This window comes from Pseudomonas sp. MYb193, assembly GCF_002966775.1.
GTDB lineage: Bacteria > Pseudomonadota > Gammaproteobacteria > Pseudomonadales > Pseudomonadaceae > Aquipseudomonas > Aquipseudomonas paracarnis.
In genome coordinates, this window is record NZ_CP023269.1 from 4,802,272 (window position 1) to 4,828,581 (window position 26,310).

The following is a 26,310-nucleotide window of genomic DNA, read 5'->3' on the forward strand; positions in this document are numbered from 1 at the left end:
TACCCAAGGCACCGAAGGACACCCGTCATGGACAAGGCCCGCGCCGTCGAACACTTTCTCTACTACCTTGCTCACCACCCGGCCCTCAACGGCCTGAACCGCCCCACCGTGTTGCTCGGCCATACCGAGCGCTATGACGCCATCGCCCAGGCGATCACCCACGGCAGCGCCGCCCGCTTCAACTTCCAACTGCAACGCCTGGACCTGGCGCCCAGCGACACCCTGGCACAGGCCATTCAAACCTGTGACCTGTACCTGTTCCTCTACGATTCCTCCACGCTGCCCAACCCACGCGCCGAAGGCCCTGACTTTATCCGCGCCCTGCAAGGCGTGATGGCCGAGCACTGGAAGAAATCCCTGCTGTTCAAGGATTACGGCGACTATTTCTACGACACCTTCAGCGTCGAGCCCCAACGCATCGCCGACCTCAACGCCACACTGATCCGGCGCATGGCCCAGGCCAACGTGCTGAGCTTTACCGACAAACACGGTTCGCGCCTGGAAGCGCCGATGAGCAGCATCAAGAAGTGGACCAATATCAACGGCGTCGGCAACCACGACCTGGCGCCCGGCGAAATCGCCACCCACAGCGAAGCCATCAACGGCCAGGTGCGGTTTGTCGGCACCTTCCTCAGTACCATCCCCTTTGCACGCAAATACGGCGTGCTGCAATCGCCGCTGGAGTTATGGATCGAGAACTCCACCGTGTGCAGCGTGGCCAGCGAAGTGCCGGGGCTGGCAGATGACTTCAACAAGTACCTGAACGCCAACCCGTCCAACCGTCGCGTGGAGGAGTTGGGGATTGGCACCAATGAAGGGGTCAAGGACTTGTATGCGCGCAATGCCGGGTTTGAAGAGCGTCACTGCGGGCTGCACCTGGGCTTGGGTGGCGGGCAGAAAGGCAGTCATCACCTGGACCTGATCTTTGCCAGTGGGGTGTTGGCGCTGGATGACAAGCCGGTATTTGATGGCGCCTTTGCCTTTTAAAAGACCGTCAGACGTGTAGAGATCCCTGTGGGAGCTGGCTTGCCCTAATGCCAGTCAGTTAAGAGCTAGAGCAGACAACCAGTGACTTGTGGCGAGGGAGCTTGCTCCCGCTGGACTGCGTAGCAGTCCCATTTTTGGGGCCGCTTCGCGCCCCAGCGGGAGCAAGCTCCCTCGCCACAGTTACCGATTCTGTCTTAACTGACTGGCATTAGGGCTTGCCCACCGCTATCGCAGGCAAGCCAGCTCCCACAGTTGGTTGCATTTCAAATGTAGATCGCAAAAAAAACGCCAACCCTAGGGTTGGCGTTTTCGCGCAGCGCTTAGCGCATCACTGCGGCTTCTTGCGGCCAAAACCAGGACGCTGGCCGGAACCGGCCGGGGCGCCACGGCGCTTGCCCGAAGGCTCGTCCGCGACCAGTTTCGGGCCAGGGCGCTTGTTCGCCGCTGGCTTGGCTGGACGCTTGGTGCTGGCGTTGTCGGCCGGGCGATCCGCTTCACCACGGTTGCTGCGACCACCCGCCGGAGCAGGACGCGGCGTACGTGGCGCACGCTCGCCTTCTTGACGCGATGGTGTGGTGGGGCGGCGTTCACCTTCAATGTGCGGCTGACGCGAGATACGACCGCCGGTGGCCGGTGCATCCAGCGCCGGGCGCAGGGTGCGGGCAACACGTTCGGTACGTGGCACTGGGCGCGACGATTTACGCTGCATACGCTCAAGCTTGTCTTTGCTCTTGGCGTTCATCTGCGGCATGGCAACCGGCGTCAGGCCCACTTCGGCGCTGAGGATATCGACTTCGTACTGGCTCATTTCGCGCCAGCGGCCCATCGGCAGGTCGGAATTCAGGAACACCGGACCAAAACGCACGCGCTTGAGGCGGCTGACCACCAGGCCCTGGGACTCCCACAGGCGACGCACTTCACGGTTACGGCCTTCCATCACCACGCAGTGGTACCAGTGGTTGAAACCTTCGCCACCCGGCGCCTGCTTGATGTCGGTGAACTTGGCCGGGCCGTCTTCGAGCACCACGCCCGCCTTGAGGCGTTCGATCATCTCGTCATCGACTTCACCACGTACACGCACGGCGTATTCACGGTCCATCTCGTAGGACGGGTGCATCAGGCGGTTGGCCAACTCACCGTCAGTGGTGAACATCAGCAAGCCGGTGGTGTTGATGTCCAGGCGGCCGATGTTGATCCAGCGGCCTTCTTTAGGCTTGGGCATCTTGTCGAACACGGTCGGACGGCCTTCCGGGTCGTCACGGGTGCAGATCTCGCCGTCGGGCTTGTTGTACATGATCACGCGGCGCACCGATTCGGCGGCCTCTTCACGCTTGATGACCTTGCCATCAATGGTGATTGCATCGTGCAGGTCGACGCGCTGGCCGAGGGTTGCCTCGACGCCGTTGACCTTGATGCGCTTCTGGGTGATCCAGGCTTCGACGTCGCGGCGCGAGCCCACGCCGATACGCGCCAGCACTTTTTGCAGTTTTTCGCCTGCTGGGCCGATTTCCTGGTCTTTCTGGTCTTGGTCATTCATCGTAAGCACCTCCCGGTGGGTCGATTCAGGCGTGGCCTGAGGGTATTGAAAGCGGGGCCTTGGCCAAATAGCTCGGCAAGGGGTCGCGAATCATACGCGCATGGCGCGTGTTGCGCATCCCAGACTAGTCGATAACGCCCAGCTCATTTGCTTTTCCGCCGACCGGTGGCCCCCAGGGCCAGCAATCGCAGCTCGGCTTCGGCCAGCACCGTGCGCTTGTCGGCTTTATCGAGCTTCTTCCAGGCACGGATTTCACGCTTGCTGCGGCCACAGCCGACGCAGATGTCATCGTTGAATTTGCAGATGCTGATGCACGGGTCTTTCATGGCACTCATGGTCGATCCTCTGTGGGAGCTGGCTTGCCTGCGATGGCATCACCTCCTTGCATCTGAGAGACCGAGGCGTCTGCATCGCAGGCAAGCCAGCTCCCACATGGGTTGCGCGGTGAACGTCAGAGCCGGTCAGTCTTCGAGCTGGCGGCGCTCGTTTTCGATGGCCTCGGCCAGCGCCCGGGCTTCGTCTTCTTCGTCACTCAGGGGCGGCTGTTCGAGGGCGGCGACGGCGGCCAGGAGCTTTTCCCGGGCTTGGGCCACGCCGAGCACATCGTCTTCGGCTTCGACCTCAGGCTCGGATTCAACGTTCACCTGGGTTTCTGGCTCCGCCGCACCATCACGCAGCAAATCGTCGAAGTCGGTCTTGATCCCCTGCTCCATGTCGTCCAGCTCCAGCAACAACGTATGGAAACTGGTTTCGTCCTTGGGCTCCTCCGGCTCGGCGCTGGCGTCGGCCAGTTCCTGCAGGCTTTGCGGCACCGGCGCGTCGTCGAAGTCGAGCACCGGCTCGGCCTCCATTTCGCGCAGCTCGGCCAGGGGTGGCAGGTCGTCGAGGTTTTTCAGGTTGAAATGATCGAGAAACACCTTGGTGGTAGCGAACATGGCCGGTTTGCCCGGCACATCGCGGTAGCCAACAATGCGGATCCACTCACGCTCAAGCAGGGTCTTGACGATATGGCTATTGACCGCCACACCACGCACGTCTTCGATCTCGCCCCGGGTGATGGGCTGGCGATAGGCGATCAGTGCCATGGTCTCCAGCATCGCCCGGGAGTAGCGCTGCGGACGTTCTTCCCACAAACGCCCGACCCACGGTGAAAACTTCTCACGGATCTGCAGGCGGTAACCCGACGCCACTTCACGCAGTTCAAAGGCACGGCCCTCGCAGGATTTGCGCAGGATCTCCAAGGCCTTCTTGAAGACCGGCGGCTCCGGGCGTTCGGCCTCTTCAAAGAGTTCGAACAGGCGCTCCAGAGATTGCGGTTTACCCGAGGCCAGGAGAAAGGCCTCCAGCAAAGGGGCCAGTTCGCGGGGTTCAGTCAGATTCATCGATTCAGCTCGTTATTCGGCTCGCGCCCGCACGTGGATAGCCGCAAAAGGCTCATTCTGCACCAGCTCGACCAAGGACTCCTTGACCAGCTCAAGGATCGCCATAAAGGTCACCACCACGCCCAGTCGGCCCTCTTCGGCAGTAAACAACTCGACAAAGGGCACAAACCCACCGCCCTTGAGACGTTCCAGCACATCGCTCATGCGCTCGCGGGTGGACAGCGCTTCACGGCTGACCTGGTGGCTTTCAAACATATCGCCACGGCGCAGTACTTCGGCCATGGACATCAGCAATTCTTCCAGGCTCACATCCGGCAGCAACTTGCGCGCGCGCGCCTCGGGAGCGTCGAGCTTGGGCACCACCACATCACGGCCCACACGGCTCAGGCCGTCGATGCCTTCGGCGGCGGCCTTGAAGCGTTCGTACTCCTGCAGGCGGCGGATCAGCTCGGCGCGCGGGTCATCCTCTTCGGCTTCCACCGTCTCCGAGCGCGGCAACAGCATGCGCGACTTGATCTCGGCGAGCATGGCCGCCATCACCAGGTACTCGGCGGCCAGCTCCAGGCGCACCGACTGCATCAGCTCGACATAGCCCATGTACTGGCGGGTGATTTCTGCCACCGGAATGTCGAGGATGTTGATGTTCTGCTTGCGGATCAGGTACAGCAGCAAGTCCAGCGGGCCTTCGAAGGCTTCAAGGAACACCTCCAGGGCGTCCGGCGGGATGTACAGGTCCAGGGGCATTTCCATGACCGCCTGGCCATACACCATGGCAAACGGCAGTTCCTGCTGGGCGCCAGCCTGGGGATCAGCGGCTTCCACGGCTGACATTCAGGCCTCGACCATGAACGGAGCCGGATCGCCACAACCCACACGCACCACTTCTGGTTCGCCATCGGCCAGGTTGATCACCGTGGAGGCCTTGTTGCCACCGTAGCCGCCGTCGATGATCAGGTCGACGTGCTTTTCCAGCAAACGGCGCATTTCGTAAGGGTCGTACAACGGCTCGGTTTCGCCGGGCAGGATCAACGACACGCTCATCAGCGGTTCGCCCAACTCGGCCAGCAGCGCCAGGGCAATCGGGTGTTCCGGCACGCGCAGGCCAATGGTGCGTTTCTTCGGGTGCAGCAACAGGCGCGGCACTTCGCGGGTGGCGTTGAGGATGAAGGTGTAGGGCCCCGGCGTGTGGGCCTTGAGCAGGCGGAAGGTGCCGGTGTCGACCTTGGCGAACAGCCCGAGCTGGGACAAGTCGCTGCAGATCAGCGCAAAGTTGTGCTTGTCGTCCAGCTGGCGCAGGCGCCTTACTCGCTCCACCGCGCCCTTGTCGCCGATCTGGCAGCCAATGGCGTAGGACGAATCAGTCGGATAGATCACCACGCCGCCGGCACGGATGATCTCCACGGCCTGCTTGATCAGGCGCGCCTGAGGGTTTTCCGGATGAATCTGGAAGAATTGGCTCACGTGCTCTACCTGTTCAGACGGTGGCAATAATGGGGTCATGCTTGAATCGCCCCCACAACAGCGGCAGATCTTCCGGGACCTGGCGATATTCGCCAATCTCGGACCAGCCGCCTGGGCCATGAAAGTCACTGCCGGCACTGACCAGCAGACCAAATTCGCGGGCGAGGATCGCCAGGCTGCCGACCTGTTCGGCGGGTTGATGCCCGTTGACCACCTCGATGGCGTGACCACCCGCTCCAATATAGTCGCTGATCAGCTTGCGGCGCTTGCTGCGGGTGAAATCGTAATGCCAGGGATGCGCCAGGCTCACCCAGGCCCCGGAGGCCCGCAGGGTCTGGACGGTGTCTTCCAGGGTTGGCCAGTGCAGCTTCACATCGCCCAACTTGCCGGCGCCCAGCCATTTGCGAAAGGCCTCGGCGCGATCCTTCACATAGCCTTCACGCACCATCCAGTCGGCAAAGTGCGGACGGGCCGGTGCGTTGCCGCTGTCGCCCAATTCCTGCTGGATAGCACGGGCACCGTCGAGGGCACCTGGCATACCTTTGAGGCTGAGCTTGCGGCTTATTTCTTCGGACCGCAGCCAGCGGCCATCGTGCAATTGGGCAATCGCCGCCACCAAGGGCGGGGCCTTTTGATCAAAACCGTAGCCCAGCACGTGGATGGTGGCGCCGCCCCAGGTGCAGGACAATTCCACGCCGTTGACCAACTGCATACCCAGGGAGTGCGCGGCCTGGCGGGCTTCGTCGAGGCCTTCAAGGGTGTCATGGTCGGTCAATGCCAAAACTCGCACGCCTTTTTCAAACGCACGCGCAACCAGTACCGCGGGCGCCAGGGCGCCGTCGGAGGCCGTGCTGTGGCAGTGCAAATCAACATTCACGTGGGTATGTAACCTCAAGTCAGCTGGCGCTATCGCAACCAAGGATGTTTGTTATTATGCCGCCACATCCAGCTTCTGGCTCTTACTGTGAAACAATTCATCGACTTCATCCCGCTGTTGCTGTTTTTCATCGTTACCAAACTCGACCCCAGGGTCATCGAAATCGCCGGCCACGAGCTGTCGTTCGGGGGCATCTACAGTGCCACTGCCGTACTGATCATCAGCTCTATCGTAGTGTACGGCGCCATCTTCATCTCGCAGCGCAAGCTGGAAAAAAGCCAATGGCTCACCCTCGTCGCCTGCCTGGTGTTCGGTGGCCTGACCCTGGCCTTCCACAGCGAAACCTTCCTTAAATGGAAAGCCCCTGTGGTGAACTGGCTGTTCGCCCTGGTGTTTATCGGCAGCCACTTCATCGGTGACCGCCTGCTGATCAAGCGGATCATGGGCCATGCGCTGACCTTGCCGGAGCCGGTGTGGGTGCGCCTGAACGTGGCCTGGATCGTGTTCTTCCTGTTCTGCGGCGCCGCCAACCTGTTCGTGGCCTTCACCTTCCAGGACTACTGGGTCGACTTCAAAGTGTTTGGCAGCCTGGGCATGACCGTATTGTTTTTGATCGGCCAGGGCATCTACCTGTCACGCCACCTGCATGACACCACACCGAAAACCGAGGACTGACATGCTCTACGCCATCATTGCCACCGACGTTGCCAACTCGCTGGAAAAACGCCTGAGCGTACGCCCGGCCCACGTCGAGCGCCTCAAACAGCTGCAAGCCGAAGGCCGCATGGTACTGGCCGGCCCGCACCCGGCCGTCGACAGCAACGACCCAGGCGACGCGGGTTTCAGCGGAAGCCTGATCGTCGCCGAGTTCGCCTCCCTGGCCGACGCCCAGGCCTGGGCCAAGGCTGACCCTTATGTCGCAGCAGGCGTCTACGCCGATGTAGTGGTCAAGCCGTTCAAGCAAGTCTTGCCTTGAACCCGGCTGCGTCGAACCTAATCGTTTCGGCGCACTCCTAATGGCTCACGGCATCACCGGTGGGGCCTTCGCCGCCGACAATGGCTAAATTGAGTGAGTCATGAGCGAGCTGTTACTGATAGATGATGACCAGGAGCTCTGTGAGCTGCTGACCAGTTGGTTGAGCCAGGAAGGTTTCCAGGTACGCGCCTGCCATGACGGCTTGAGCGCCCGAAAAGCCCTGGCCGACAGCGCGCCTGCGGCCGTCGTGCTCGACGTGATGCTGCCCGACGGCAGCGGCCTGGAGCTACTCAAGCAATTGCGCAACGACCACCCGGAGCTGCCGGTGCTGATGCTCTCGGCCCGGGGCGAGCCCCTGGACCGCATCCTTGGCCTGGAACTGGGCGCCGACGACTACCTGGCCAAACCTTGCGATCCGCGCGAGCTGACGGCGCGCCTGCGCGCCGTATTACGCCGCAGCCACCCGGCCGCGGTATCAACCCAGCTGGAACTGGGCGACCTGTGCTTCAGCCCGGTGCGCGGCGTTGTCAGCATCGATGAACAGGAGTTCGCCCTCACCGTCTCCGAAAGCCGCCTGCTTGAAGCATTGCTGCGTCAGCCCGGCGAGCCCCTGGATAAACAGGAACTGGCGCAGATCGCCCTGGGCCGCAAGTTGACCCTGTATGACCGCAGCCTGGACATGCACGTCAGCAACCTGCGTAAAAAGATCGGCCCACACCCCGATGGCCGGCCACGGATAGTGGCGCTGCGTAGTCGTGGTTACTACTACAGCCCCTAAACATCACGCTTAACCCTGTGGGAGCTGGCTTGCCTGCGATAGCGGTGGGCCAGTTAGCATGAGGGTGCCTGACACACCGCTATCGCAGGCAAGCCAGCTCCCACCAGTGTTCTCATCAGCCTCGAGGTTTTGTCAGTTCCTATCAAACCCGTCTTTACCGAAGCTTTACCCTACCCTGACCGCCGCTGACCTTGCTCTGCGTAACCTACTCACATCCGGACTCACCGGAATAGAGACAGGAGAATCACCATGCGCAAGACCCTTATCGCTTTGATGTTCGCCACTGCCCTGCCCACCGTTGCCATGGCAATGCCGGAAGGCCCAGGCCCGATGGGTGGTCCTGAAAGCCACATGATGGGCGGCCCAGGCCACGGTGAACACGGTCCGCGTGGCAAAGGCGGCCCGTTCAGCCAGCTGGACTTGAGCAAGGAACAGCGCGAGCAGATCCGCAAGCTGATGGGTGACCAATGGCACGCCCGCAAAGACTTGGTCAAAAAGTACCTGGACAAACTGCCAGCCGCTGACCAGAAGGCGATGCAGGACGAAATCGCCGCCGGCAAGCAGAAAACCCAGACCGATATCCGTGCCGTGCTCAAGCCCGACCAGCAGAAGAAGTACGACGAAATCGTCAAGAAACAAGCCGAGCGCCGCGCCGAATGGAAAGAGTTCCAGGCCTGGAAAGCCCAGCAAGCGCAAAAAGCGCAATAATGATCTAGCTTCACCCCAGCCCAGTGGCTCGCGCCGCTGGGCTTTTCCTGTTTGAGGGTTTCCTGTGCGTTCATTGTTCTGGCGTATCCTGGCGAGTTTCTGGCTGGCCATCGCCCTGGTTGCCGGTTTGTCGATCCTGCTTGGGCACATGCTCAACCAGGACGCCTGGATTCTCAGCCGCCACCCTGGCCTCAACAACCTGGCCCAAGAGTGGACGCAGCTCTACGAGAGCCAGGGTGAAGACGCCGCCCAGGAGTTGCTGCAGCAGCGCAAACGCCAGTACCACATCGACGTGCAAGTGCTTAACGAAAGCGGCGAGCCAGTGGTGCGCGGTACCTTCCCGCGCCGCGCCGCCGCCTTCGAAGCCCGCCAGAACGACAGCCAGGACGGCCATCTGCCGTGGCGACGCCTGACCGCCGAATACACCAGCGACAAAACCGGCGACACCTACCTATTGATCTACCGTATTCCTCACCCGGAGCTGGACGCCTGGCACCGCAGCAGCCTGCTGTGGCCGCTCAGTGCATTGGCGATTACCCTGGTGGTGCTGACCCTGTTCAGCCTGCTGGTGACCTTGTCCATCACCCGACCGCTCAGCCGTCTGCGCGGCGCGGTGCATGACCTGGGGCAAACCACTTATCAACAGAACAGTCTGGCGCAACTGGCCAACAGGCGCGATGAATTCGGCGTGCTGGCCAACGACTTCAACCGCATGGGCGCGCGCCTGCAAAGCCTGATCGGCAGCCAGCGCCAGTTGCTGCGCGACGTCTCCCACGAACTGCGCTCGCCGTTGGCGCGCTTGCGTATCGCCCTGGCCTTGGCCGAACGCGCCAGCCCCGAAGAACGGGAAAAACTCTGGCCGCGCCTGACCCGCGAATGCGATCGACTGGAGGCCTTGATCAGCGAGATCCTGGTATTGGCACGGGGCGACGCCGACAACGCCAGCGCCGAAGACATCGACCTCACCCCGTTGCTTAAAACGCTGCAAAAGGACGCCCAACTCAGTGCCCCCGAGCAAGTGGTGCAACTGACGACTGCCAATGACTTGCAGCTTAAAGGCTGGCCGACCATGATCGAACGCGCCGTGGACAACCTGCTGCGCAATGCCCAGCGCTTCAACCCGGGGGGCGAACCGATTGAATTGCAGGCCCAGCATCAAGGCGGGCGCATTCTGATCAGCGTACGCGACCACGGACCCGGCGTTGAAGCCGAGCACCTGAGCCAATTGGGCGAGCCGTTCTACCGGGCGCCGGGCCAGACCGCCCAAGGCCATGGCCTGGGCCTGGCCATCGCCCGTCGCGCCGCCGAGCGCCATGGCGGTAACCTGATCCTGGCCAACCATCCCGATGGCGGCTTTATCGCCAGCATCGAACTGCCCTTGATCCCTGGGGTTGCCACACCGGTGGGATGATCTTCTATAGTGGCCCTTCTCTTACGGAGGGCCTTTGATGACAGACCTGCTGACTCCCATCCAAGCCGCACTCGCTTTACCGCACGCCCCACTGCCCCAGCCCCAGCCCCAGGCCGGCGCCTTGCCCTCGACCTTCGCCGTGACAGACCTGGCGGCCGCCAGCATCGGCGCCGCGGGCCAGGCCGTCGCCCAGTTGATTGAGCAACAAACCGGGCGCCTGCCCAGCGTGAGCGTGGATCGGCGCCTGGCCTCGTTGTGGTTCTCCTCGTCGATTCGCCCCGTGGGGTGGCAGGTGCCGCCTTTGTGGGACCCGGTAGCGGGTGATTACGCCAGCGTCGATGGCTGGATCCGCCTGCACACCAACGCGCCCCATCATCGCGCAGCGGCCGAGCGGGTATTGGGGCCTGCCGCTGATCGCGCAGCCATGGCGAGTAGAGTCGCGACCTGGAAAGCCGCCGAACTGGAACAGGCGGTTGTCGATGCGGGCGGTTGTGCGGCGCAGATGCGTAGCTGGCAAGCCTGGCAGCAGCATCCCCAAGGCTTGGCGGTAAACGCCGAAGCGTTGATCCAGCGTCAGGTCTTCGAACCCGGCACCGACAAACCCTGGCTCGGCTCAGCCGCTCGCCCACTGGCCGGCATCAAGGTGCTGGATTTGACCCGGGTGCTGGCCGGCCCGGTGGCCAGTCGTTTCCTCGCCGGATTGGGTGCCAGCGTACTGCGCATCGACTCGCCCACCTGGAACGAACCTGGCGTCGTCCCGGAAATGACCCTGGGTAAACGCTGCGCCCGCCTGGATCTAACGAGCCACGACGACCGGCAAGTGTTCGAAGCGTTGCTCAAGGACGCCGACATCCTGTTCCACGGTTACCGCGCCGATGCCCTGGAGCAACTCGGTTATACCCTTGGCGAACGTCAGCACATCGCCCCCGGACTGATAGACGTCAGCCTCAACGCCTACGGCTGGAGCGGCCCATGGCGTAATCGGCGTGGCTTTGACAGCCTGGTGCAGATGAGCAGCGGGATTGCCGAGGCCGGCATGGCTTGGAAACAGACGGATAAACCGCTGCCGCTACCGGTGCAGGCGCTGGATCACGCCACCGGCTATTTGATGGCCGCCAGCGCGATCCGGGCTTTGGCCGAGCGCCTGGACTCCGGACGCGGCGGTTCGGCGCGCTTGTCGTTGGCGCGTACGGCGAAGTTGCTGGTGGAGGCCGGGCAAGTGCCACTGCAAGCGGCATTGCGCGAAGAAGATATCAATGACCAAGGCCTGGTGGTGGAGCAGACAGCCTGGGGGCAGGCTCATCGGCTGCTAGCCCCGCTGAGCATCAGTGGCACGCCGTTGCAGTGGGATTTGCCGGCGGTGGAGTTAGGGTCACACCGACCTCAGTGGTGACCTGGGCACCGCTATCGCAGGCAAGCCAGCTCCCACAGGATCAAACAACACGGTCTACTGTGGGAGCCGGGCTTGCCCGCGATGGGGCCATCACCGTCGCTATCAATCCCCGCGGCTCAACGACGTCCACAAATGCTGCGCCGCATACGCCCTCAACGGCCGCCACGCCTCGGCCCGCGCCAATAATTGCCGCGCCGACACCGGCCCACCTTCCAAGGCTGCCAAAGCATTGATCAGCCCGATATCCCCCGACGCAAACGCATCCGCCTCGCGCAACTGGCGCATGGCGATGTACTGCGCGGTCCACTCTCCAATCCCCGGCAATGCCACTAGCCTTGCAACGCCGTCCTGGAGGCTGGCCTTGGGTTCGAAAAGCTGTGGATCATCCAATAGCGCCTGGGCCACACCGGACAGAGTGCGGCCGCGCGCCTTGGGCATGCCCAGGGCGGCCAGGTCCGCCGCCGCCAGCACTTCAGGTGTCGGGAACAGGTGGGTAATACCGGGGTGTGGGGTTTTCAGGGGCTGGCCATACTGCGCCACCAGCTTGCCCGCCAGGCGAATCGCCGCTACCACGGTGATCTGCTGGCCCAGCACCGCACGAATCGCCAGTTCCAACCCATCCCAGGTGCCAGGCAACCGCAGACCAGGGCGGGCCGCAACCAGTTGCGCCATCAGGGGGTCTTGCGACAATTGCGCGTTGATCACCTCAGGCACCGCGTCCAGATCAAACATCCTGCGCAAGCGCCGCTCGATCTCAGGCATCGCGGCAGGCTCGGGAAAGTCGACCGTCACCTCCAGCCAATCCCCCGCGCCCGGTTCGACGCTGACCCAGCCATGTCGCCCCGCCACACTGATGCTGCGCCGATACACGCCGGCGACCACGGTATCCAACCCGGTAATCGCCCGCGCCGATAGGAACCCCAGCATCGCCGCCCAGTCGTAGGGCGGTTGATACGCCAGTCTCACAGTGACAATACCCCGCTATACAGCCCATACGCGGCTAACCCGGCGCCCGCGATCACGCCGCTGAAAATGCCTTTTTCCACGGTGGTAAACAAGGGTTGGCCCTGCTCGCGCTTGGCCAGGGCAAACAGGATCACACCCGGTGCGTACAGCAACGCCGACAGCAGCAAGTACTTCAAGCCCCCCGCATACAGCAGCCAGATCGCATAACCGAGGGCAACCAGTCCCACCAGCAGATCTTTCATGCGCCGACGCTGCCAGCCTGCATAGGTTTCGCCGCGCGCGCTCAACAGCACCGCATAGGCCGCCGACCACAAGTAAGGCACCAGGATCATCGACGACGCCAGGTAGATCAGGGTGGTGTAGGTACTGGCTGAAAACAGGGTGATCACCAGGAACGCCTGGATCATCACATTGGTCAGCCACAACGCGTTAACCGGCACCTGATTGGCATTTTCCTTTTTCAGGAACGCCGGCATGGTCTTGTCATGGGCAGTGGCATAGAGAATTTCCGCGCAGAGCAACGCCCACGAAAGCAATGCCCCGAGCAGCGAAACGGCCAGGCCGATGCTAATCAATACTGCGCCCCAGGGCCCGACAATGTGTTCCAGCACGCCCGCCAGCGACGGGTTCTGCAATTGGGCCAGTTCCGGCTGGTTCATGATGCCCAGGGACAGCACATTCACCAGCACCAACAGCGCCAGCACGCCCAGGAAACCAATCACCGTCGCGCGCCCCACATCCGAGCGCTTCTCGGCTCGCGCCGAATAAACGCTGGCGCCTTCGATGCCGATAAACACGAACACCGTGACCAGCATCATGTGGCGCACCTGCTCGACCACAGTGCCCATTTGCGGATTGCCCAGGCCCCAGATATCACGGGTGAAGATGTCCGCCTTGAACGCCACCGCGGCAATCACGATAAACATCAGCAGCGGCACGATCTTCGCCACCGTCGTCACCTGATTGATGAACGCCGCCTCTTTGATTCCGCGCATCACCAGAAAATGCACGGCCCACAGCAACAGCGACGCGCAGCCAATGGCGAGCGGTGTATTGCCCTGGCCGAATGCCGGAAAAAAGTAACCCAGGGTGCTGAACAGCAACACGAAATAGCCGACGTTGCCCATCCATGCGCTGATCCAATAGCCCCAGGCCGATGAGAACCCCATGTAGTCGCCGAAGCCGGCCTTGGCGTAGGCGTACACCCCGGAATCCAGTTCCGGTTTGCGGTTGGCCAAGGTCTGGAACACAAAGGCCAGGGTCAGCATGCCGATGGCGGTGATCGCCCAACCGATCAATATGGCGCCCACTCCGGAACGGGCAGCCATATTCTGCGGCAATGAAAAGATGCCGCCGCCAATCATCGAGCCCACCACCAGGGCAATCAGGGCACTGAGCCGAAGTTTCTGGGCGGGTTGGGACATGCAGGTTCCTCGAAATTTTCGGTTGGGCGACAACTGCGCACACAAGTAATTCAAATGGATGAAGGTTTCATAACATAAGGATATGTAAAGGCGCGAAGTTTAGGCTTATTTAGAATTTAAATACGTCAATTATGAAGTGTTCGCCAAACAACGGACAAAAAATTTGCACATTCGCAAATAAGAACTAGCGTCAACACCCATGCCCCGACCAATTGATTAACCATAAAGCAGAGAGCGCTCTACCCAGCGCCTTTGCGGGATTTTTTCGCCCGCAAAACCTCACCCTAAGTCGTTAATTCACAATGGAATGTGCCAATGAAGTGATCTGAGTCAGCTGTTTGATTAGCGCACGGAATTATTCTGTGGTCTCTCTTCTCCTGCATTGGAGTCATGCAATGTCTGAAACTCCCGGAAAACTTCGATTAGGCGCCCTGGTCGCACTTGTCGTCGGCTCGATGATTGGCGGCGGCATTTTTTCATTGCCACAAAACATGGCCGCCAGCGCCGATGTCGGTGCAGTGTTGATCGGCTGGGTGATTACCGCCATCGGCATGTTGACCCTCGCCTTCGTGTTCCAGACCCTCGCCAACCGCAAGCCTGACCTCGACGGCGGGGTGTACGCCTACGCCAAGGCCGGTTTCGGCGACTACATGGGTTTCTCATCGGCCTGGGGCTACTGGATCAGTGCCTGGCTGGGCAACGTCGGTTACTTCGTATTGCTGTTCAGCACCCTGGGTTACTTCTTCCCGATCTTTGGCGAAGGCAATACGCCGGCGGCAGTGATCGGTGCGTCGGTGCTGCTGTGGGCCGTGCATTTCCTGGTGCTGCGCGGGATCAAGGAAGCGGCGTTCATCAATCTGGTGACCACCGTCGCCAAGGTCGTGCCGCTGCTGCTGTTTGTGCTGATTGCCCTGTTTGCGTTCAAGCTGGACATCTTCACCGCCGACATCTGGGGCGTGAAAAACCCGGACCTGGGCAGTGTGATGAACCAGGTGCGCAACATGATGCTGGTCACCGTGTGGGTGTTTATCGGCATCGAAGGCGCGAGCATCTTCTCGTCCCGTGCCGAAAAACGCAGTGACGTGGGCAAGGCCACCGTGATCGGTTTTATCACTGTGCTGCTGTTCCTGATGCTGGTGAACGTGCTGTCCCTGGGGATCATGACCCAGCCGGAACTGGCCAAGTTGCAGAACCCGTCGATGGCCGCCGTGCTGGAGCATGTGGTCGGCCACTGGGGGGCGGTGCTGATCAGCGTCGGCTTGATCATCTCGCTGCTGGGCGCGTTGCTGTCGTGGGTGCTGTTGTGTGCAGAGATCATGTTCGCCGCCGCCAAGGACCACACCATGCCGGAGTTCTTGCGCAAGGAGAACGCCAACCATGTGCCGGTCAACGCCCTGTGGCTGACCAACGCGATGGTGCAGATATTTCTGGTGATCACGCTGTTTTCCGCCAGCACCTACCTGTCACTGATCTACCTCGCCACCTCAATGATTCTGGTGCCTTACCTGTGGTCGGCGGCCTACGCCCTGCTGCTGGCGGTGCGCGGCGAGACCTACGAGAACGCCCTGAAAGAGCGCAAGAAAGACCTGTTCATCGGCGCCGTCGCCCTGATCTACGCGATCTGGCTGCTCTATGCCGGCGGCACCAAATACCTGCTGCTTTCCGCCCTGCTCTACGCCCCTGGCGCGATCCTGTTCGCCAAGGCCAAACGTGAACTGGGCAAACCGATTTTCACCAACGTCGAGAAGCTGATCTTCGCCGCAGTAGTCATTGGCGCCCTGGTGGCGGCCTATGGGCTCTATGACGGCTTCCTGACTCTGTAATTGTGTGTTCACTGGAGGATCTGTAATGACCACGGAAAAAGTGAAGTACGGCGTACATTCCGAAGCCGGCAAACTGCGCAAAGTCATGGTGTGCTCCCCAGGTTTGGCCCACCAGCGGCTGACCCCCAACAACTGCGACGAACTGCTGTTTGATGACGTGCTGTGGGTGGCCCAGGCCAAGCGCGACCACTTCGACTTCGTGACCAAGATGCGCGAGCGGGACATTGATGTGCTGGAAATGCACAACCTGCTCACCGACATCGTCGCCAACCCAGAAGCGCTGGACTGGATTCTGGAACGCAAGATCACCGCCAACACCGTTGGCCTGGGCCTGGTCGATGAAGTCGGCTCGTGGCTGCGCAGCCTGGAGCCGCGCAAGATCAGCGAGTTTTTGATCGGCGGCGTGTCGGCCGATGACCTGCCGAGCAGCTTCGGTGGCAAGACCATCGAGATGTTCCGCGACTTCCTCGGCCACGCCAGCTTCATTCTGCCGCCACTGCCCAACACCCAGTTCACCCGCGACACCACCTGCTGGATCTACGGCGGCGTGACGCTTAACCCGATGTACTGGCCGGCACGACGCCAGGAAACCCTGCTGGCCAGCGCCATCTATAAATTCCACCCCGAGTTCACCAACGCCGACTTCCAGATCTGGTACGGCGACCCCGACCAGGAACACGGCGCTGCCACGCTGGAAGGCGGCGACGTCATGCCGATTGGCAACGGCGTAGTGTTGATCGGCATGGGTGAGCGCTCGTCCCACCAGGCCATCGGCCAACTGGCGCGCAACCTGTTCAAGAACAAAGCCGTGGAAAAGGTCATCGTTGCCGGCCTGCCCAAATCCCGCGCCGCGATGCACCTGGACACCGTGTTCAGCTTCTGCGACCGCGACCTGGTCACCGTCTTCCCCGAAGTGGTCAACCAGATCGTGCCGTTTACCCTGCGCCCTGACGAGAGCAAGCCCCACGGTATCGACATCCAACGGGAGAAAACCAACTTCCTCGAAACCGTGGCTGCAGCGCTCAATCTCAAGGCCCTGCGCGTGGTCGAGACCGGCGGCAACAGCTTCGCCGCCGAACGGGAGCAGTGGGATGACGGCAACAACGTGGTGGCTGTGGAGCCCGGCGTAGTGATCGGCTACGACCGCAACACCTACACCAACACCTTGCTGCGCAAGGCCGGTGTGGAAGTCATCACCATCAGCGCCGGCGAGCTCGGCCGTGGCCGTGGCGGCGGCCACTGCATGACCTGCCCGATCATCCGCGACCCTATCGACTATTAAGGAGATTCCATCATGGCTTTCAATATGCGCAACCGCAGCCTGCTGTCGCTGATGCACCACACCACTCGCGAACTGAATTACCTGCTGGACCTGTCCCGCGACCTCAAACGCGCCAAATACACCGGCACCGAGCGTCCGCACCTGCAAGGCAAAAACATCGCGTTGATCTTCGAAAAAACCTCGACCCGCACCCGTTGCGCTTTCGAAGTTGCGGCCCATGACCAGGGCGCCCACGTCACCTATATCGACCCGGTGTCGTCGCAGATCGGCCACAAAGAAAGCATGAAAGATACCGCCCGCGTCCTGGGCCGGATGTTCGATGCCATCGAGTACCGTGGTTTTGAGCAGGAAATCGTCGAAGAGCTGGCCAAGTTCGCCGGTGTGCCGGTGTTCAACGGCCTCACCGCCGAATTCCACCCGACCCAGATGATCGCCGACACCCTCACCATGCGCGAACACAGCGACAAGCCGCTGCATGACATCAGCTACGCCTACCTCGGGGACGCCCGCTACAACATGGGCAACTCGCTGCTGATGATCGGCGCCAAGCTGGGCATGGACGTGCGCATCGGTGCGCCGAAAGCGCTGTGGCCCCATGAAGACTTCATCAAACAGTGCCAGGCCTTTGCCGAGGAAAGCGGCGCGCGCATCACCATCACCGAAGACCCGAAAGAAGCCGTGAAGGGCGTGGACTTCATCCACACCGATATCTGGGTGTCCATGGGCGAACCGGTGGAAGCGTGGGACGAGCGCATCGAGCAACTGCTGCCGTACCAGGTCAACGCCAAGATGATGAAAGCCTCGGGCAACCCTCGGGTGAAATTCATGCATTGCCTGCCGGCGTTCCACAACAGTGAAACCAAGGTCGGCAAGGACATCGCGGCGCGCTATCCGCACCTGGCCAATGGCGTGGAAGTGACCGAAGAGGTGTTCGAGTCGCCGGCCAATATTGCCTTCGAGCAAGCGGAAAACCGCATGCATACCATCAAGGCGATTCTGGTGTCGGCGTTGGCGGACATTTAATTTCCACGGTGTGAACACCGTCAGTGTGGGAGCTGGCTTGCCTGCGATAGCGGTGGGTCTGGCAACAGCAGGTCGCCTGCCAGGCCCTCATCGCAGGCAAGCCAGCGCCCACATTGACCGAGGTGTTCATGCGTTCCCTGAAAGGACATTCTGTATGCGCATCGTCGTAGCCCTGGGCGGCAACGCCCTCCTGCGTCGTGGTGAACCCATGACCGCAGACAACCAACGCGCCAATATCCGCATCGCCACCGAACAGATCGCCAAGATCCACCCCGGCAACGAGCTGGTGATCGCCCACGGCAATGGCCCGCAAGTCGGCCTGCTGTCATTGCAGGCGGCGGCCTACACCAGCGTCTCGCCTTACCCACTGGACGTGCTGGGCGCCGAGACCGAGGGCATGATCGGCTACATCATTGAACAGGAACTGGGCAACCTGCTGGACTTCGAAGTGCCGTTCGCCACCCTGCTCACCCAGGTCGAAGTCGACGCCAAAGACCCGGCCTTCCAGAACCCCACCAAGCCCATCGGCCCGGTGTATGCCAAAGCCGAAGCCGAGAAACTCGCCGCCGAGAAAGGCTGGGCCATCGCGCCCGACGGCGACAAATACCGACGTGTAGTCGCCAGCCCGCGTCCCAAACGCATCTTTGAAATTCGCCCGATCAAGTGGCTGCTGGAGAAAAAAGCCATTGTGATCTGCGCCGGTGGCGGCGGCATCCCCACCATGTATGGCGAAGATGGCAAGCTGCGCGGCATTGAAGCGGTGATCGACAAAGACCTGTGTTCCTCCTTGCTGGCCACGCAACTGGAGGCCGATTTGCTGGTGATCGCCACCGACGTCAACGCCGCCTTTATCGACTTCGGCAAGCCCACCCAGAAGGCCATCGGCCAGGCCCACCCCGACGATATGGAAAAACTCGGCTTCGCCGCCGGCTCCATGGGCCCCAAGGTACAAGCCGCCTGCGAGTTCGCCCGTCAGACTGGCAAAACCGCGGTGATCGGTTCACTCTCGGACATCGAAGCCATCGTCCAGGGCAGCGCCGGCACCCGCATCAGCACGGCAAAACCTGGCATCACCTACCTGTGAAGTTGAGGAGAAACGCCTATGGCTATCTTTGAACCCGGCCACTTGCATATCGAGCGACACGCGCTGAACAAGGACGATGTCAGCTACGACCTGTGCCTGGACTACGAAGTCGTCACGGATGACCGCGAAGGCAAAGGCATGCAGTTCACCCTGCATGGCAGCATCCAGGGCAAGGACATGAAGGAAACCTTTTTCCTGACCAAGGACCAGGCCTATAACTTCGCCAGCAATGTGACCAAGATTGTCGAAAAATACGGCATTCCCAAGACCCATAGCAGCGTCGGTTCACAGCACAAACATTACGATCTGATGTTTGAGGATGTGCGCCAGCAGTTGGATATGAAATCCGGCGACCCGGTCAAACCCGAACACCTGGAATAACCTTCCCCCCAATCGAATGTGGGAGCTGGCTTGCCTGCGATAGCGACGTGTCAGACGATATTTTCGGTAACTGACCCACCGCCATCGCAGGCAAGCCAGCTCCCACATTTTGATCTCCACCGGCTCCAAGGCATACTGGCCACCCTCAGCACTCCAGAATCAAGATCCGCCCCATGCGTATCCACGTCAGCTTCATCGACCGCGTCGGCATCACCCAGGAAGTCCTGGCCTTGCTCGGTGGGCGCAATCTCAATCTGGATGCGGTGGAGATGGTGCCGCCCAATGTCTATATCGATGCGCCGACCCTCAGCGCCGAAGTGCTCGAAGAACTGCGCGACGCGTTGTTCAGCGTGCACGGCGTGCAAGCGGTAAAGGTCGTCGACATCCTTCCGGGCCAGCGTCGCCACTTGCAACTCGACGCCCTGCTGGCGGCCATGACCGACCCGGTGCTGGCCCTGGACAGTGCAGGCAAGATCCTGCTGGCCAATCCGGCGCTGATCGCCTTGTACGGGCGTGAACCGGCTGGTGAGAGCATCGCCGAGCTGTTCGATGATCCGGCATTGCTGGAAACCTTGCTGGACCAGGGCTTTCGATTGCCGTTGCGCGAGATCAGCGTGAACGGCCAGACCTTGCTGCTGGGCGCCACGCCGATCACCGACGCCGGCGCCCTGCTCACCCTCTACCAGCCCAACCGCATCGGCGAACAACTGTCGGCGCTGCACCATGACCACGCCGAAGGGTTTGATGCGCTGCTGGGCGAATCCCCGGCGATCCGCACGCTCAAGGCGCGGGCGCAACGGGTGGCGGCGCTGGATGCACCGCTGCTGATCCAGGGCGAAACCGGTACCGGCAAAGAGCTGGTGGCACGCGCCTGCCACGCCATCAGTGCGCGCCACAGTGCGCCGTTTCTGGCACTGAACTGCGCGGCACTGCCGGAAAATCTCGCCGAAAGTGAATTGTTCGGCTATGCCCCTGGCGCCTTTACCGGCGCGCAACGCGGTGGCAAACCAGGGCTGATGGAGCTGGCCAACCAGGGCACGGTGTTCCTTGATGAGATCGGTGAGATGTCGCCGTACCTGCAAGCCAAACTGCTGCGTTTTCTCAATGACGGCAGCTTTCGCCGCGTGGGCGGTGACCGCGAGGTGAAGGTCAATGTGCGCATCCTCAGCGCCACCCACCGCGACCTGGAAAAGATGGTCAGCGAAGGCACCTTTCGCGAAGACTTGTTCTACCGCCTCAACGTGCTCAATGTCGCCGTACCGCCCTTGCGTGAACGCGGCCAGGACATCCTGCTACTGGCGCGCTACTTCATGCAGCAAGCCTGCGCGCAGATCCAGCGCCCGGTCTGCCGCCTGGCGCCGGGTACCTATCCAGCCCTGCTGGGCAACCACTGGCCGGGCAACGTGCGGCAGTTGCAAAACGTGATCTTCCGCGCTGCCGCCATCTGTGAAAGCAGCCTGGTGGACATCGGCGACCTGGACATCGCCGGCACCTCCGTGGCGCGCCAGAGCGATGGTGAAGTCGACAGCCTGGAACAGGCCGTGGAAGATTTCGAGCGCAGCCTGCTGGAAAGCCTCTACAGCCGCTACCCCTCGACCCGCCAACTGGCCAGCCGACTACAAACCTCCCACACGGCTATCGCCCATCGCCTGCGCAAATACGGCATTCCCAACAAACCCTGACGGAATAAACGCGGTTCAACTGTGGGAGCTGGCTTGCCTGCTCCCACAGAGACCGCATTACAGATTTGGTCTGAGAACGACATCCAGTGTACTGAAAGCGCTACAGCGTAACGATATCGCTACAACCCTGTTTTTTGCGCGCCATGCAAGGCTTTGATCCACATAGGCTTTTTTTCACGCACCGGACTGTAGCGAAATCGCTACAGCGTACTCAGCCAACCTTCTCGCGAAATTTATTAACCTGTTGATCTATAACGACTTAATAACATTGGCCGCGATATTGCTAAGCAACTCCTCATTATTCCAATCCCGTCCACCAGACGATTCTGGCCCTGAGGAGTTTCCATGAGCGAGTTGCGTTTCACTGAAGATCACGAATGGCTGCGCGCCGAAGCCGATGGCAGCGTCACCGTGGGTATCACCGCTTTTGCGCAGAATGCGCTGGGTGATGTGGTTTTCGTGCAACTGCCAGAGTTGCAGGCTTATACCAAGGGCGCCGAAGCCTCCACCGTGGAGTCGGTCAAGGCCGCCAGTGGTGTGTACATGCCGTTGGACGGTGAAGTCCTCGAAGTCAACGATAAGCTCGATGGCAGCCCGGAACTGGTCAACGAAGACCCGATGGGCGAAGGCTGGTTCTTCCGTTTTAAACCCGCCGATGCCGATGCAGTGGCTAAGCTGTTGGATCAGGATGCGTACGACCGCCTGATCAAAGCCAACGCTGAAGCTTGAGGAGCGCGCCATGACCGTTAATCTGACCACCGCCAATGAATTCATCGCCCGCCACATCGGCCCGCGCCAGGAAGATGAGCAGCAAATGCTCGCCAGCCTGGGGTTTGATTCCCTCGAAGCCCTGAGCGCCAGCGTGATCCCGGAAAGCATCAAGGGCACCAGCGTGCTCGGCCTGGAAGACGGCCTGAGCGAAGCCCAGGCCCTGGCCAAGATCAAGGCCATTGCCGGCCAGAACCAACTGTTCAAGACCTACATCGGCCAGGGCTACTACAACTGCCATACGCCGTCGCCGATCCTGCGCAACCTGCTGGAAAACCCGGCCTGGTACACCGCCTACACGCCGTATCAACCCGAGATTTCCCAAGGCCGCCTGGAAGCCCTGCTGAATTTCCAGACCCTGATCAGCGACCTCACCGGCCTGCCGATTGCCAACGCCTCCCTGCTCGACGAAGCCACGGCCGCCGCCGAAGCCATGACCTTCTGCAAGCGCCTGAGCAAGAACAAAAGCAGCAACGCGTTCTTCGCTTCGGTGCACAGCCACCCACAAACCCTCGACGTCCTGCGTACCCGTGCCGAGCCACTGGGCATCGATGTAGTGGTGGGCGATGAGCGCGAACTGACCGACGTCAGCCCGTTCTTCGGCGCCCTGCTGCAATACCCGGCCAGCAACGGCGATGTGTTCGACTATCGCGAACTGACCGAACGTTTCCACGCCGCCAACGCACTGGTCGCCGTGGCCGCCGACCTGATGGCCCTGACCCTGTTGACGCCGCCGGGTGAATTCGGCGCCGACGTCGCCATTGGCAGCGCACAACGCTTTGGCGTGCCACTGGGCTTCGGTGGCCCGCACGCGGCGTACTTCTCCACCAAGGATGCGTTCAAGCGCGACATGCCAGGCCGTCTGGTCGGTGTTTCCGTCGACCGCTTCGGCAAGCCGGCCCTGCGCCTGGCCATGCAAACCCGCGAGCAACATATCCGCCGCGAGAAAGCCACCAGCAACATCTGCACCGCGCAAGTGCTGCTGGCCAACATCGCCAGCATGTATGCCGTGTACCACGGCCCCAAGGGCCTGACGCAGATCGCCCAGCGCATTCACCAACTGACCGCGATCCTGGCCAAGGGTTTGACTGCCCTGGGCCAGAAAGTCGAGCAGGCACACTTCTTCGACACCCTGACAATCCACACCGGCGCCCACACCGCAGCCCTGCACGACAAGGCCCGCGCCCAGCGCATCAACTTGCGCGTGGTGGATGGCGAACGCGTTGGCCTGTCGGTCGACGAAACCACCACCCAGGCCGATATCCAAGCCTTGTGGGCCATCTTCGCCGACGGCAAAACCCTGCCAGCCTTTGCTGCAACCGAAAGCACCCTGCCAAGCGCATTGCTGCGCCAGTCGCCGATCCTCAGCCACCCGGTGTTCAACCGTTATCACTCGGAAACCGAGCTGATGCGCTACCTGCGCAAGCTGGCCGACAAGGACCTGGCCCTGGACCGCACCATGATCCCGCTGGGCTCGTGCACCATGAAGCTCAACGCCGCCAGCGAAATGATCCCGGTGACCTGGGCCGAATTCGGTGCCCTGCACCCGTTCGCCCCCGCCGCGCAAAGCGCCGGCTACCAGCAACTGACCACCGAACTGGAAGCCATGCTCTGCGCGGCCACCGGTTACGACGCGATCTCCCTGCAACCCAACGCCGGCTCCCAAGGTGAGTACGCCGGCCTCTTGGCCATCCGTGCCTATCACCAGAGCCGTGGCGAAGAACGTCGCGACATCTGCCTGATCCCGTCGTCAGCCCACGGTACCAACCCTGCGACCGCCAACATGGCCGGCATGCGCGTGGTGGTCACCGCTTGCGATGCACGCGGCAACGTCGACATCGAAGACCTGCGCGCCAAGACCATCGAGCACCGCGAGCACCTCGCAGCACTGATGATCACCTACCCTTCTACCCACGGCGTGTTCGAGGAAGGTATTCGCGAAATCTGCGGGATCATTCATGACAACGGCGGCCAGGTGTACATCGACGGCGCCAACATGAACGCCATGGTCGGCCTGTGCGCACCGGGCAAGTTCGGCGGCGATGTGTCCCACCTGAACCTGCACAAAACCTTCTGCATTCCCCACGGCGGTGGCGGCCCGGGCGTTGGCCCGATTGGCGTCAAGTCGCACCTCACGCCATTCCTGCCCGGCCACGCCGCCATGGAACGCAAGGAAGGCGCGGTGTGCGCTGCGCCGTTCGGCAGCGCGAGCATTCTGCCGATCACCTGGATGTACATCAGCATGATGGGCGGCGCCGGCCTCAAGCGTGCGTCGCAGTTGGCGATCCTGAATGCCAACTACATTTCCCGTCGCCTGGAAGAGCACTACCCGGTGCTGTACACCGGCAGCAATGGCCTGGTGGCCCACGAATGCATCCTGGACCTGCGCCCGTTGAAAGACAGCAGCGGCATCAGCGTGGACGACGTGGCCAAGCGCCTGATCGATTTTGGTTTCCATGCGCCGACCATGTCGTTCCCGGTGGCCGGCACCTTGATGATCGAGCCCACCGAAAGTGAATCCAAGGAAGAGCTGGACCGCTTCTGCGACGCCATGATCGCCATCCGCGAAGAGATTCGCGCAGTGGAAAACGGCACCCTCGACAAAGACGACAACCCCCTCAAGAACGCGCCGCACACGGCAGCGGAACTGGTAGGCGAATGGAGCCACCCATACACTCGTGAACAAGCGGTGTACCCGGTAGCGTCGTTGATCGAAGGCAAGTACTGGCCGCCGGTTGGCCGGGTCGACAACGTGTTTGGCGATCGCAACCTGGTGTGTGCGTGCCCGTCGATCGAGAGCTACGCCTGATCTGACGGGAGATACGCGGCCAGTGTGGGAGCTGGCTTGCCTGCGATAGCTGTGTATCAGCCGACAGTAATGTTGCCTGACCCACCGTTATCGCGGGCAAGCCCGGCTCCCACATTGACCGAGTCGGCTTTCAGAAAATAATAAGAAACCGGAGAACAACCATGTCCCTTAGCGTGTTCGACCTGTTCAAGATTGGCATCGGCCCCTCCAGCTCCCACACCGTCGGCCCGATGCGTGCCGCCGCTCGATTCGTCGAGGGGCTCAAGCGTGACAACCTGCTGGCGGCCACCACCGGCATCAAGGTGGAACTCTACGGATCGCTGGGTGCCACCGGCAAAGGCCACGGCAGCGACAAGGCTGTGTTGCTGGGCCTGGAAGGCGAACACCCGGACACCGTGAATACCGAAACCGTGGCTGCACGCCTGGCACAGATGCGCAGTGACGGGCGCCTCAACCTGCTCGGCGAACACAGCATTGCGTTCAACGAGAAAGAACACCTGGCGATGATCCGCAAGCCCCTTGCCTATCATCCCAACGGCATGATCTTTCGTGCCTTTGACGCCGCCGGCATCCAGACCCGCAGCCGCGAGTACTACTCGGTCGGTGGCGGTTTCGTGGTGGATGAAGACGCGGCGGGCGCCGACCGTATCGTCGAAGACGCTACACCCCTGACCTTCCCGTTCAAACACGCCAAGGACTTGCTCGGCCACTGCACCACCTATGGCCTGTCTATCAGCCAGGTGATGCTGACCAATGAAAGTGCCTGGCGCCCGGAAGCGGAAACCCGCAGCGGTTTGTTGAAGATCTGGCAGGTCATGCAGGATTGCGTCGATGCCGGCTGTCGCAACGAAGGCATCTTGCCCGGAGGCTTGAAGGTCAAGCGCCGGGCAGCGGCCTTGCACAGGCAGTTGTGCAAGAACCCGGAGTCGGCGCTGCGCGACCCGCTGTCGGTGCTCGATTGGGTCAACCTGTATGCGCTGGCGGTCAACGAAGAAAACGCCAATGGCGGGCGCGTGGTCACCGCGCCCACCAACGGCGCGGCCGGGATCATTCCTGCCGTGCTGCATTACTACATGCGTTTTATCCCCGGTGCGAACGAAGACGGCGTGGTGCGCTTTTTGCTCACAGCCGCCGCCATCGGCATTTTGTACAAGGAAAACGCTTCGATCTCAGGCGCCGAAGTCGGTTGCCAGGGCGAAGTCGGCGTGGCCTGTTCCATGGCCGCAGGCGCACTCTGCGAAGTGCTGGGCGGCAGCGTGTCCCAAGTGGAAAACGCCGCCGAGATCGGCATGGAACACAACCTCGGCCTGACCTGCGACCCAATTGGCGGGCTGGTGCAGGTGCCCTGCATCGAGCGCAATGCCATGGGCTCGGTGAAGGCGATCAATGCGGTGCGCATGGCCCTGCGTGGCGACGGGCAGCACTTTGTGTCCCTCGACAAGGTCATCCGCACCATGCGCCAGACGGGCGCCGACATGAAAAGCAAATACAAGGAAACCGCCCGTGGCGGTTTGGCGGTCAACATTATCGAGTGCTGACGCCCACAAGCGCGTCGGCA

24 protein-coding genes are annotated in these 26,310 nt (G+C 61.6%); 16 read left to right on the plus strand and 8 right to left on the minus strand.

Going from position 1 to position 26,310, the window contains the following annotated elements:
* Positions 1 to 27: 27 nt before the first annotated feature.
* Positions 28 to 987: a leucyl aminopeptidase gene (locus tag CLM72_RS22010; protein ID WP_105228143.1), complete on the plus strand. Its 960-nt coding sequence runs from the start codon at positions 28 to 30 to the stop codon at positions 985 to 987.
* A 328-nt stretch (positions 988 to 1,315) separates the two neighbouring features.
* Here the strand turns inward: CLM72_RS22010 and rluB are convergent, their stop codons facing one another.
* From rluB to CLM72_RS22040, 6 genes are all read right to left on the minus strand, one after another.
* Positions 1,316 to 2,524, minus strand: a complete 1,209-nt coding sequence (gene rluB / locus CLM72_RS22015) for a 23S rRNA pseudouridine(2605) synthase RluB (RefSeq protein ID WP_014719681.1) — start codon at positions 2,522 to 2,524, stop codon at positions 1,316 to 1,318.
* A 143-nt stretch (positions 2,525 to 2,667) separates the two neighbouring features.
* Positions 2,668 to 2,859 (minus strand): DUF1289 domain-containing protein, encoded by a 192-nt coding sequence (locus CLM72_RS22020; protein WP_034128540.1) that lies wholly within the window; start codon positions 2,857 to 2,859, stop codon positions 2,668 to 2,670.
* 126 nt (positions 2,860 to 2,985) lie between these two features.
* Positions 2,986 to 3,906 (minus strand): SMC-Scp complex subunit ScpB, encoded by a 921-nt coding sequence (gene scpB / locus CLM72_RS22025; protein WP_003193794.1) that lies wholly within the window; start codon positions 3,904 to 3,906, stop codon positions 2,986 to 2,988.
* A gap of 12 nt (positions 3,907 to 3,918) precedes the next feature.
* On the minus strand, positions 3,919 to 4,617 hold the full coding sequence (locus CLM72_RS22030) for a ScpA family protein (RefSeq protein ID WP_164365898.1): 699 nt from the start codon (positions 4,615 to 4,617) through the stop codon (positions 3,919 to 3,921).
* 120 nt (positions 4,618 to 4,737) lie between these two features.
* Positions 4,738 to 5,367, minus strand: a complete 630-nt coding sequence (locus tag CLM72_RS22035) for an L-threonylcarbamoyladenylate synthase (RefSeq protein ID WP_003193796.1) — start codon at positions 5,365 to 5,367, stop codon at positions 4,738 to 4,740.
* Positions 5,368 to 5,380: 13 nt separating this feature from the next.
* Positions 5,381 to 6,244, minus strand: coding sequence for a PHP domain-containing protein (locus CLM72_RS22040; RefSeq protein ID WP_003193798.1), 864 nt, complete (start codon positions 6,242 to 6,244; stop codon positions 5,381 to 5,383).
* Between the two features lie 87 nt (positions 6,245 to 6,331).
* On the opposite strand from CLM72_RS22040, the gene CLM72_RS22045 reads away from it, so the two are divergent.
* The 6 genes from CLM72_RS22045 (at position 6,332) to CLM72_RS22070 (ending at position 11,510) form a co-directional block, all read left to right on the plus strand.
* On the plus strand, positions 6,332 to 6,919 hold the full coding sequence (locus tag CLM72_RS22045; RefSeq protein ID WP_034128542.1) for a septation protein A: 588 nt from the start codon (positions 6,332 to 6,334) through the stop codon (positions 6,917 to 6,919).
* Position 6,920: 1 nt separating this feature from the next.
* Positions 6,921 to 7,220, plus strand: coding sequence for a YciI family protein (locus CLM72_RS22050; protein ID WP_034128543.1), 300 nt, complete (start codon positions 6,921 to 6,923; stop codon positions 7,218 to 7,220).
* A gap of 100 nt (positions 7,221 to 7,320) precedes the next feature.
* Positions 7,321 to 7,998, plus strand: a complete 678-nt coding sequence (locus tag CLM72_RS22055; protein WP_105228145.1) for a response regulator transcription factor — start codon at positions 7,321 to 7,323, stop codon at positions 7,996 to 7,998.
* A 249-nt stretch (positions 7,999 to 8,247) separates the two neighbouring features.
* The gene (locus CLM72_RS22060) at positions 8,248 to 8,706 is read left to right on the plus strand and encodes an LTXXQ domain protein (protein WP_034128544.1); all 459 of its coding nucleotides are present in this window, start codon (positions 8,248 to 8,250) and stop codon (positions 8,704 to 8,706) included.
* A gap of 64 nt (positions 8,707 to 8,770) precedes the next feature.
* Positions 8,771 to 10,117 (plus strand): HAMP domain-containing sensor histidine kinase, encoded by a 1,347-nt coding sequence (locus CLM72_RS22065; RefSeq protein WP_105228147.1) that lies wholly within the window; start codon positions 8,771 to 8,773, stop codon positions 10,115 to 10,117.
* A gap of 37 nt (positions 10,118 to 10,154) precedes the next feature.
* Positions 10,155 to 11,510 carry a CoA transferase gene (locus CLM72_RS22070; RefSeq protein WP_105228149.1) on the plus strand — a complete coding sequence of 452 codons (1,356 nt, stop codon included), beginning with the start codon at positions 10,155 to 10,157 and terminating at the stop codon, positions 11,508 to 11,510.
* 102 nt (positions 11,511 to 11,612) lie between these two features.
* On the opposite strand, the gene CLM72_RS22075 is transcribed toward CLM72_RS22070, so the two are convergent.
* Both CLM72_RS22075 and arcD (CLM72_RS22080) read right to left on the minus strand, forming a co-directional pair.
* Positions 11,613 to 12,476, minus strand: a complete 864-nt coding sequence (locus CLM72_RS22075; RefSeq protein WP_105228151.1) for a DNA-3-methyladenine glycosylase — start codon at positions 12,474 to 12,476, stop codon at positions 11,613 to 11,615.
* A complete protein-coding gene (gene arcD, locus CLM72_RS22080) occupies positions 12,473 to 13,900 on the minus strand; it encodes an arginine-ornithine antiporter (protein ID WP_105228153.1) in 1,428 nt (475 codons plus the stop codon). The genes CLM72_RS22075 and arcD (CLM72_RS22080) overlap by 4 nt, the downstream gene beginning before the upstream one ends.
* Positions 13,901 to 14,295: 395 nt before the next feature.
* On the opposite strand from arcD (CLM72_RS22080), the gene arcD (CLM72_RS22085) reads away from it, so the two are divergent.
* The 9 genes from arcD (CLM72_RS22085) to CLM72_RS22125 all read left to right on the plus strand — a co-directional run bounded on the left by arcD (CLM72_RS22085) (position 14,296) and on the right by CLM72_RS22125 (position 26,290).
* Positions 14,296 to 15,723, plus strand: a complete 1,428-nt coding sequence (gene arcD / locus CLM72_RS22085) for an arginine-ornithine antiporter (protein ID WP_105228155.1) — start codon at positions 14,296 to 14,298, stop codon at positions 15,721 to 15,723.
* Between the two features lie 25 nt (positions 15,724 to 15,748).
* Positions 15,749 to 17,005, plus strand: coding sequence for an arginine deiminase (gene arcA / locus CLM72_RS22090; RefSeq protein ID WP_105228157.1), 1,257 nt, complete (start codon positions 15,749 to 15,751; stop codon positions 17,003 to 17,005).
* Between the two features lie 12 nt (positions 17,006 to 17,017).
* Complete coding sequence (locus CLM72_RS22095; RefSeq protein ID WP_005790837.1) at positions 17,018 to 18,028, plus strand: ornithine carbamoyltransferase; 1,011 nt, start codon at positions 17,018 to 17,020, stop codon at positions 18,026 to 18,028.
* A gap of 154 nt (positions 18,029 to 18,182) precedes the next feature.
* Entirely contained in the window at positions 18,183 to 19,112 is a 930-nt protein-coding gene (gene arcC, locus CLM72_RS22100; RefSeq protein WP_014719696.1) for a carbamate kinase, read from the plus strand.
* Between the two features lie 18 nt (positions 19,113 to 19,130).
* Complete coding sequence (locus CLM72_RS22105; protein ID WP_105228159.1) at positions 19,131 to 19,493, plus strand: DUF5064 family protein; 363 nt, start codon at positions 19,131 to 19,133, stop codon at positions 19,491 to 19,493.
* 173 nt (positions 19,494 to 19,666) lie between these two features.
* Positions 19,667 to 21,175 carry a sigma-54-dependent transcriptional regulator gene (locus tag CLM72_RS22110; protein WP_003193823.1) on the plus strand — a complete coding sequence of 503 codons (1,509 nt, stop codon included), beginning with the start codon at positions 19,667 to 19,669 and terminating at the stop codon, positions 21,173 to 21,175.
* A gap of 345 nt (positions 21,176 to 21,520) precedes the next feature.
* Positions 21,521 to 21,904 carry a glycine cleavage system protein GcvH gene (gene gcvH, locus CLM72_RS22115; RefSeq protein WP_014719698.1) on the plus strand — a complete coding sequence of 128 codons (384 nt, stop codon included), beginning with the start codon at positions 21,521 to 21,523 and terminating at the stop codon, positions 21,902 to 21,904.
* A gap of 10 nt (positions 21,905 to 21,914) precedes the next feature.
* A complete protein-coding gene (gene gcvP / locus CLM72_RS22120) occupies positions 21,915 to 24,752 on the plus strand; it encodes an aminomethyl-transferring glycine dehydrogenase (protein ID WP_105228161.1) in 2,838 nt (945 codons plus the stop codon).
* 161 nt (positions 24,753 to 24,913) lie between these two features.
* The gene (locus CLM72_RS22125; protein ID WP_073522961.1) at positions 24,914 to 26,290 is read left to right on the plus strand and encodes an L-serine ammonia-lyase; all 1,377 of its coding nucleotides are present in this window, start codon (positions 24,914 to 24,916) and stop codon (positions 26,288 to 26,290) included.
* Positions 26,291 to 26,310 lie beyond the last annotated feature (20 nt).